Source organism: Novacetimonas maltaceti (assembly GCF_002906255.1).
Lineage (GTDB): Bacteria > Pseudomonadota > Alphaproteobacteria > Acetobacterales > Acetobacteraceae > Novacetimonas > Novacetimonas maltaceti.
In genome coordinates this window covers 1-7,648 of record NZ_POTC01000081.1, presented here as the reverse complement: position 1 = coordinate 7,648, position 7,648 = coordinate 1, and the positions used below count along the sequence as shown (strand labels likewise).

The following is a 7,648-nucleotide window of genomic DNA, read 5'->3' as shown; positions in this document are numbered from 1 at the left end:
CACGACCGAATGGACACTCGTTGCTCTCGCATACAACTGTAAAAGAATGGCGCGGCTTCAGGCAGCATAAGCCAGGTCAGCCTTGGCGTTATCAGCCGCAAAATGCCCAACCCGACAGGCTGTTAGGGGCTTACCGCTTCCACACCGGGTGAATGACGACCTCTAGCGAGCATAACCTGTTCATGCTGACCCCGGTCTGCGAGCCGTCGACCGCGTGGCAGAACATGGGTTACTGGCGCCCTGCGAAGCTGGTCTCGACCAGTGACAAGCTGGTGCTCACCTTGGACAGCGCGCGGTAGGATCTGGAACTGATGCGATTAGGGACCGAAGTTGTAGAGCCGGGAGATCGGTACCGTTCCGTAATATCTAAAGTCCGCTAAAGGAATTACGACTGTGCTACCTAAAGGTCCCGAATGAGGCGTAAGCGGACTATTTCCTGAGCCTGATGATTCCGAGTTCGTGCCACATCCACCCAAAATCGTAGGCAGCCATGGCACCGCCACTCCCTTGGGCGCGGACCGTAGTGTTTTCGATATCCTTCAACCAGATGGCCACCTTTTTACGCCCTGAGGCTGTCTGGACGGCCTGGCGCGGCGTCATATCCCCCAAGGCCGGGACTGGCTCATCAAGCACCTGCCGATAGTACCGCTCCAGCATCTGCCCGATCATCCGGACTTCCTCCTCGGGCGGGATCTGCAGTTCTGGCGAGACCTTCCGTCCATGCGTTCCCCGGTCTTCCATCGCCTGCGCCGGCGTCATGATCTGCGTGAGCGGAGCGCGCACGAGATCTCCCAGACCAGCCTGCAGCATGGCACGGCCACGTTCGGCACGCTCTTTCGAGTTCACCTGCAGCCGCAACTGCCGCCCCTTCAGATCCAGCGTGCCCAGCACGATCGCACCATCATCCATCTCGGTGCGCAGGAACCGCCCGTTTTCATCTCGCCCAGCGTTGCCCACGGGATTACTCGGCTCTTTCAGCCAGTTCCAGAATGAACGGTTTTCCGGTCGCAGGGCCATGATCCCGTCAAGCACGTCCGCCACTGTCTTCTGTGTCACGCCCTTTGCCAGCGGGAAACACACTTCGTGGAAGACCAGATCCTCTCCGTCCCCATTGAACAGCGCTGGCCCCTCCATCTGCCGGGCTATGTCCTCCAGTGTCCGAAACAGCCAGGTCAGCGTGAACATCGGCGCAAGTTCATGCAGCGTCTGCGTATCGACTTTCGGAAACTCGGCCTTGCCCCGTCTTTTCCGCAGAGCCCTGTAAAGGTTCGCAGCCAGATCTTCGCAGGCACCCCGTGAATAGGCGAGCAGCCCACCTGCCAGAATGGTCTTTCCATCGGACGGCACGAGACGTGCTGCAATCCGGTCCCACTGTTCCAGCGTCCGGGTAGCCGTGCCTTCATGCACCAGAACGGGTTCCCCACCCCGCAGCAGGTCACGCGCCATCAGGCTCTGGCCGGGTTTGATATCCGAGACTTCATACAGGCTCATAACCGAAGCCTTGAGGGCACGCATGTAGGCGCTGTTGCGCGGCCCTTCCTTCCAGCCCCGCCGTTTGAGGTAAACGTCGACGAAGTTCCGGCCATCGTCCCAGTCCTGCCCGAGAAAATCTTCGAAAGCGCAGCCCCACAGCGTCATGGCAACGTCAGGGCCGATCATCTCCGCCAGATCCTCGAAGGAGATGTCGCCCGCTTCCAGCGCCGGACCGATGTGATCGCCGAGCACTTCGCCAAAACACTCCTGCCAGTCCTCCTGACCGAGATAATGGATCAGTCCCGTGAGTTCGTCTGCGGCCATGGCTGCTCGTGCGTCTCCTGATACGGACAGCAGAAGGGCAGACTGTCCTGACTCGACAAGCCTGGAATGATACCCCGAAACAGGCGACAGGGCGCCTCGCTCTTAAATCACGCATTTGTGAAAGTGGACAAAATCGCGCCCCGGTACCTTTCCGTCTATTTCCTATGTGTTTCCTGCGGAGGAATTCTGGACGCAAAAAAGCCGCCTCTTGGGGCGGCATTTTTTGTTAGATATCAGTATGTTCGGCTTGGTTGCGGGGGCCTGCAACCAAAGAAAACTGCTACTTGTCAGCGGGTTCGTGGAGAGGCTCGCTGCATGACATAGTTGATTGATAAATAATCGTTTTTATCGATATTCTGTCTCGCCGCACCTTTCCCGGTCAGACCGTGTCAGTCAGCCAGTCCTCGGTTCGAAGACCCTCCACCCGCTGAAATTCCCGCAGATTGCCGGTCACAACAATCAGCCCTCTGCTCCGGGCATGCCCGGCAATCATGAGATCATACGGACCTATGATACGGCCATTCCGTTCAAGTTCGGCCCGAATGTCTGCCGTATGGGCGGCTGCTTCACTGTCGAATGGCAGGACCGCCAGCCTTGCCGCGAAGCGCTCGACTTCACGCCTTGTGCGCACGGGATCGGACGAGCGTTCTGCGCCATAAAGCAGCTCATACAGAACCACGTCCGAGATGCAGAGTTCCTCCGCACAGCTGTTGAACCTTGGACGCAGCCCTTGTGGTCGATCCCGCAATACCCGGATACAGAGGTTCGTATCCAGCAGATAACGCAGCATTCAGAGCGCCTCACGTTCCTGCATGGCCGGCTGGTTCCGCTCCCCCAGATCCACGCCGGGAGCCGCAAAGAAATCATCCCACGCTGCGTCAGCGGGGGCGATGATGCGTCGTGAACCTTCGGACACAATGACGACGTCACGCACCTGCTCCCCGAAGGCGACCATCTTCGGCAGGCGCACTGCCTGCGAGCGGTTGGATAGAAAGAGTGTCGTACGGGTCAGCATCGGCTATTTCTCCCCATGGATATATATTATGTATATCCCATTTGGACGTTGATGTCCCGTATTTTTAGGGCTCTACGCACCGAATGCATACAAGCGGGCCGGATGATACAGTAGATCTTCCGTCCGCCCCATGATGGGACCGCTCTCCTCTCTCCCTGAAAGACAAAAAGACAGCATTCATGACAGACAGGCCACGAACACGAAGTGACGCTTTCGCCCGCGCAGAAGAACGGGGTCGCCACCTGACAGCCACCATTCTGTCAGGGCCGGACATGCTGACGGGAGAGATTTTTGCCCATCGTCTTGGCCTGACTGTCTCAGACCTGCATGATCTGGAACAGGCCCATGCTGTCCTCGTTCTGCCAGAATCCTCACCACGAGAAGCGCGCTATCCGGCCTGGCAGATCGACGCGACGGGACAGCCCTTCCCTGTCCCGCCCGCACTTTTCGATACGCTGGGCGACAGCGGATGGACCATTTACCGCTTCCTGATGCAATCTCATCCTGAACTTGCGGGTCAGACAGCCCTGGAAGCGCTTCGCGATGGCAGGGTGCACTGGTCGTCAGGCTTGCCCACAGCATTGCGGAAGGAACCTTAGCCTGCCCCCCCTTGCCGGTCGGACCTCTTCACTTTCACCACTCCCACACCCTGGGGGCCCGCAACGTGAAGCATACTGGCGCTACTGCCCTCGTCACTCTTAATGCCTTGAGGCTGCTACGGATTCGCAACCATGACCTTGACGAGTAAGATAGCTCTGACGCCAGCTTCCTGACTCGTATATGACGGAGTGGTAAAGCCGAAATTCAGATGTACCCTCTTTCTCTTACGGATTTTCTGCTGAAATATTATTTAGAATCCATGTGTGAATATCTGCACTGTTCGGCTTCCATCCCCATGCCCGCGAGTAGAGGCTGCGCACCCGACTGTTAGACGCCAGGGAATACAGAGCCCTCTGACGCCCCCAGCGTTTTATGGCGGCCTCAACCGTCATGGAGGTTGCCTCACCAAGCCTCAATGCATTGGCAATAGACTGCGCCATATCCCGAAAGGATGCCTCTCCACTCTCAACAAATACAAATGTTGCCGGCGGAGCCTGTTCAAGCGCTAGGAAATACAGGTCCACGACATCTGCTATATGGACTGTCGACCAGCGGTTAAGACCTTTGCCAATATAGCGGGCGCAGCCATTCTCCCGCGCGTAGTCTACCAGAAGGGGAAGCTGGACACTATGAGCCGTCGGCCCCAGAGCCTTTCCATAGATCAGTGAATTACACAGAATGATTGACCGTATTCCAGGTGTTGTCAGGATCGCGTGATCGAGAGCAACTCGCGGAGCTTTTTCTGCCACAGGCAGCGGCATATGGCGCTCGTCGAAAATAGCCTCGCTCGCTTCACCTTCAGCATGATCAGCGACCAGACTGCTGCCACTCGTATGCAAGAAGGCTTTACCGGAACCTGAAAGCGCCGCGAGAAAGGTATCAACTGCATCCCGCTCATCACTGCTTGCCGCATTAACGACCACATCTGCTCTTTGGGCTTCTTCTATGAGAAGATCACGATCCGCCAACGTTCCTTGAACAGGCACCATGCCCAACGCTGCACAGGCCGCCGCTTTCTCGGCGGAGCGAACCAGCCCTCGTACGTCGTGTCCCCTGCGAACAGCTTCAGCAGCAAAGGAGCCGCCAATATAACCACTGGCCCCCGTAACAAACAGCCTCATCTTACCTCTTCCCATAAAAAATAGCAGTCAGCAACGTCACTCTTATTGATCACGGATCCGTCCCTGATTGTTCTTTGTGGGTGACCGACTTCAGAGAGCGGCCTGATACTGGATCAATCTGTCGGAACGTGAGGCTTATTCTGGCCCCTGTCACCGCACTTGTTCTGGGGACAGCATGTTGCCAGTACCTCTGCGTCATGCCACTCATGATAAGCAAGCTGCCATGCTCAAGAATAATGTCACACATGCTGCGATGATCGTCCCACCGTCTCAACGAAAACTTTCTCTCTGCACCGAGGCTGATCAAAGCAATCGTTGGTTCAGTTCCCAGTCCCTCTTCGTTATCGCTATGCCAGCCTATGCTGTCTGCGCCGTTCCGATAGAGATTGGCCAGCATAGAGTTAAAGGGAGCTTTCGCCAGCTTTGAAACACGTTGCCGGAGCTGCTTGAGCACAGGGCTCCAAGGCTCTGGGTGAAGATTATGCGCCAGCGTGGTATATGTATGAACGATATCCCCATGCCAGCCACTCAAACGAGGCTGATCTATTACAGTATCATGAAGCCGGACTTTGTGCTGCTCCCAGACCAGCTCTGAACTCAGTCTCTTCATCAACAGATCGGGAGACAGTCCAAGAGATGGACGAGGATCATAGACGACCGTTCCTCCATTCAATTTGAGATGTCTTATTTCGCCGAATAGATCCACATAGCCTCCAGATCAGCCTTTTTGTAAGACTGCAATCGCTCTTCTACCCTCTCATAATCAGCCAACGGCCCACACGCTCCATACGGCAACTGCCTGTTCCTTTGAAAAAGAAACAGGCAGCACGACCCGATCTAAAATGCGTTTGGGCTCAACCTTGCGGGTAGCCAGACGGTATCAGATAACGTCTGGCACCTCAGAACTGGCCAAGACTATAGCGTTCAAGCCAACGGGCATAAGGAGCAGGCAAAACCCAGGCGGGTCGATCCGCGCGCAAGGCCTTTGCGGCTGCGTAGGGCCAGTGCGGATTAGCAAGAAGGGCGCGCCCAACTGAGACAAGATCCAACCTGTGTTCCGCAGCGGCCTGCTCTGCCACAGCAGGCACTTCAAACCCCCATGCTGACGTCACCGGAAGACCCACTTCTTCACGGACACGCCCAGCAATAGGCGCCATGAAGCCGGGGCCCCACGGAATATTCACTTCAGGAATGGTGAACCCAATACTCACGCTGAGCAGATCCAGTCCTTCGGTCTTGAAGCGCTTCACCAGTTCCATGGACTCAGCAAAAGTCTGTTCGTCACGACCATCGAACTCAATAACTCCGAAGCGGACCGTCAAAGGCAAATGTTCCGGCCACACTTTTCTGACTGCCGCGAGAGTTTCGACCAGAAAACGACTGCGGTTTTCCAAGCTTCCACCATAGGCGTCGGTTCGCTGATTGCTATGCTCAGAAAAGAAACTCTGCGCCAGATAACCATGAGCAAAATGGAGTTCAATCCACTCGAAGCCAGCCTCAAGAGCACGTCGCGCCGCATCAACAAAATTCTGCTGCACACGCTTTATATCTTCAAGAGTCATGGCTTTAGGCGTCCGGGGCAGATGCTTACCAAAAGCGATGGCAGAAGGCGCGATCGTCTGCCAGGCACGGGGGTCATTTTCAGGAATATGGTCATCTCCCTCCCATGGACGGTTGGCATTCGCCTTACGTCCGGCATGCGCAATCTGAATACCAGGAACGGCGCCAGCGTCCTTGATGGCCTTGACAACAGGAACAAAAGCCTGTGCCTGCTCATCATTCCACAGACCGGCACACTTTGGGGTAATGCGACCTTCCGGAGCGACGGCTGTCGCTTCGACAACGACCAGCCCAGCCCCACCCCGAGCCAAGGCACCATAGTGAATATGGTGCCAGTCATTCACGACCCCATCCGTGGCCATATACTGGCACATCGGGGGAATGGCGATACGATTACGCAGTGCAATGTCCTTGAGGGTAAACGGCTTGAACAGAGAGGGAGAGGCTATGATTAACTCCACTTTTTATAGCAAAACTGAATGCCCGGTATCCCATCGACAGATTGAAGTCGCTTTGAGGAATATATCTATCCGGCATCATTCATCTTGCTGGTTCAGAATAATACGTGTTTCTTCTACCCCTTGTCATGCTTGCGATAAATGGGACAATTATCCGAACATAACGGAACAAAGCGCAATCATACCATGACACATTTTGGAGCCCTGGAAGCCTTCGTGCAAGCGGCAGAAACAAGCAGTTTCAAGGAAGCCGGTCGACGGATTGGCCTCTCCTCATCAGCGATTGGCCGAACAATAGCCAAGCTCGAGCAGGAACTAGGTGCTCGTCTTTTTCACCGTTCCACACGCGCCATCAGTTTGACGGCTGAAGGAGAAAAATTTCTCTTTCATTGCTATCGCATTTTTGCAGAGTTTGATGCAGCCAGAGAAGAATTAAGCGCAGTCACCGCAGAACCCAAAGGACGATTACGCATCGGTTTCCCTAATCTGGGTACTGAATTGATGCCACATATTGTTGCTTTTCAGAAACGCTACCCAGAAATCGAACTGGATCTCGATTTCAGTGACCGGTTGGTCAATCTGGTAGAGGAAGGGTTTGATGCTGTCATGCGGATTGGTTCTGTTGATGATTCGCGTCTCATGATGCGCAGACTTAGCGGATTTCATCATAGACTTGTCGCAGCACCAGACTACGCTTCCCTCCGGGGCCTGCCAGTCAGCCCTGATGATCTCCAGACACATCTCTGCCTGAGATATCGTTATCCCAGCAGCGGAAAACTGGCCCCATGGCCATTTCTGACTAATGGTGAACTAATCAGTCCGGACCTGCCCACATCTTCGGTTTCCAACAATATAAACTCATTGCTAAGTATGGTAGAAAACGGACTTGGTATCGCCCTGCTTCCAGACTTCATGGTGCATGAAAAGATAAAGGCAAAGCAGCTCATCCCCGTTCTGGACGAATATATTCTGAGGTGGTCCCGTCCGTTCGGACAGTTTTGCGGGCTTGATAAGCTATACCAGGTTGTTGTTATGCCGCCCTTCTGACGGCGTTGCTGTTGGCCATCTGGTCCGGGGTTAACCCCGGACCAGATGGC

At 55.2% G+C, this 7,648-nt stretch carries 8 protein-coding genes; 2 read left to right on the top strand and 6 right to left on the bottom strand.

Annotated elements, in window-relative coordinates:
* Positions 1–429: 429 nt before the first annotated feature.
* The 3 genes from KMAL_RS15505 to vapB form a co-directional block, all read right to left on the bottom strand.
* On the bottom strand, positions 430–1,797 hold the full coding sequence (locus tag KMAL_RS15505) for a hypothetical protein (RefSeq protein ID WP_110096405.1): 1,368 nt from the start codon (positions 1,795–1,797) through the stop codon (positions 430–432).
* A gap of 379 nt (positions 1,798–2,176) precedes the next feature.
* Entirely contained in the window at positions 2,177–2,587 is a 411-nt protein-coding gene (gene vapC, locus KMAL_RS15500) for a type II toxin-antitoxin system tRNA(fMet)-specific endonuclease VapC (RefSeq protein WP_014106242.1), read from the bottom strand.
* Positions 2,588–2,812 carry a type II toxin-antitoxin system VapB family antitoxin gene (gene vapB / locus KMAL_RS15495; protein WP_010511771.1) on the bottom strand — a complete coding sequence of 75 codons (225 nt, stop codon included), beginning with the start codon at positions 2,810–2,812 and terminating at the stop codon, positions 2,588–2,590.
* A gap of 272 nt (positions 2,813–3,084) precedes the next feature.
* Between vapB and KMAL_RS17020 the strand changes: the two genes are divergently transcribed.
* Positions 3,085–3,411 (top strand): hypothetical protein, encoded by a 327-nt coding sequence (locus tag KMAL_RS17020; protein ID WP_050856127.1) that lies wholly within the window; start codon positions 3,085–3,087, stop codon positions 3,409–3,411.
* Positions 3,412–3,636: 225 nt separating this feature from the next.
* Here the strand turns inward: KMAL_RS17020 and KMAL_RS15490 are convergent, their stop codons facing one another.
* The 3 genes from KMAL_RS15490 to KMAL_RS15480 form a co-directional block, all read right to left on the bottom strand.
* The gene (locus tag KMAL_RS15490) at positions 3,637–4,533 is read right to left on the bottom strand and encodes an NAD-dependent epimerase/dehydratase family protein (RefSeq protein WP_014106240.1); all 897 of its coding nucleotides are present in this window, start codon (positions 4,531–4,533) and stop codon (positions 3,637–3,639) included.
* 49 nt (positions 4,534–4,582) lie between these two features.
* The gene (locus tag KMAL_RS15485) at positions 4,583–5,239 is read right to left on the bottom strand and encodes an alpha-ketoglutarate-dependent dioxygenase AlkB family protein (protein WP_146044244.1); all 657 of its coding nucleotides are present in this window, start codon (positions 5,237–5,239) and stop codon (positions 4,583–4,585) included.
* Between the two features lie 193 nt (positions 5,240–5,432).
* The gene (locus KMAL_RS15480) at positions 5,433–6,542 is read right to left on the bottom strand and encodes an NADH:flavin oxidoreductase/NADH oxidase (protein WP_014106238.1); all 1,110 of its coding nucleotides are present in this window, start codon (positions 6,540–6,542) and stop codon (positions 5,433–5,435) included.
* 195 nt (positions 6,543–6,737) lie between these two features.
* Between KMAL_RS15480 and KMAL_RS15475 the strand changes: the two genes are divergently transcribed.
* Entirely contained in the window at positions 6,738–7,598 is an 861-nt protein-coding gene (locus KMAL_RS15475; protein WP_110096403.1) for a LysR family transcriptional regulator, read from the top strand.
* Positions 7,599–7,648 lie beyond the last annotated feature (50 nt).

What these genes read in the sequence shown, in the direction of transcription:
- KMAL_RS15505 (WP_110096405.1), bottom strand. Translation starts at nt 1,797, where the DNA reads ATGGCCGCAGACGAACTCACGGGACTGATCCATTATCTCGGTCAGGAG.
- vapC (WP_014106242.1), bottom strand. Translation starts at nt 2,587, where the DNA reads ATGCTGCGTTATCTGCTGGATACGAACCTCTGTATCCGGGTATTGCGG.
- vapB (WP_010511771.1), bottom strand. Translation starts at nt 2,812, where the DNA reads ATGCTGACCCGTACGACACTCTTTCTATCCAACCGCTCGCAGGCAGTG.
- KMAL_RS17020 (WP_050856127.1), top strand. Translation starts at nt 3,085, where the DNA reads ATGCTGACGGGAGAGATTTTTGCCCATCGTCTTGGCCTGACTGTCTCA.
- KMAL_RS15490 (WP_014106240.1), bottom strand. Translation starts at nt 4,533, where the DNA reads ATGAGGCTGTTTGTTACGGGGGCCAGTGGTTATATTGGCGGCTCCTTT.
- KMAL_RS15475 (WP_110096403.1), top strand. Translation starts at nt 6,738, where the DNA reads ATGACACATTTTGGAGCCCTGGAAGCCTTCGTGCAAGCGGCAGAAACA.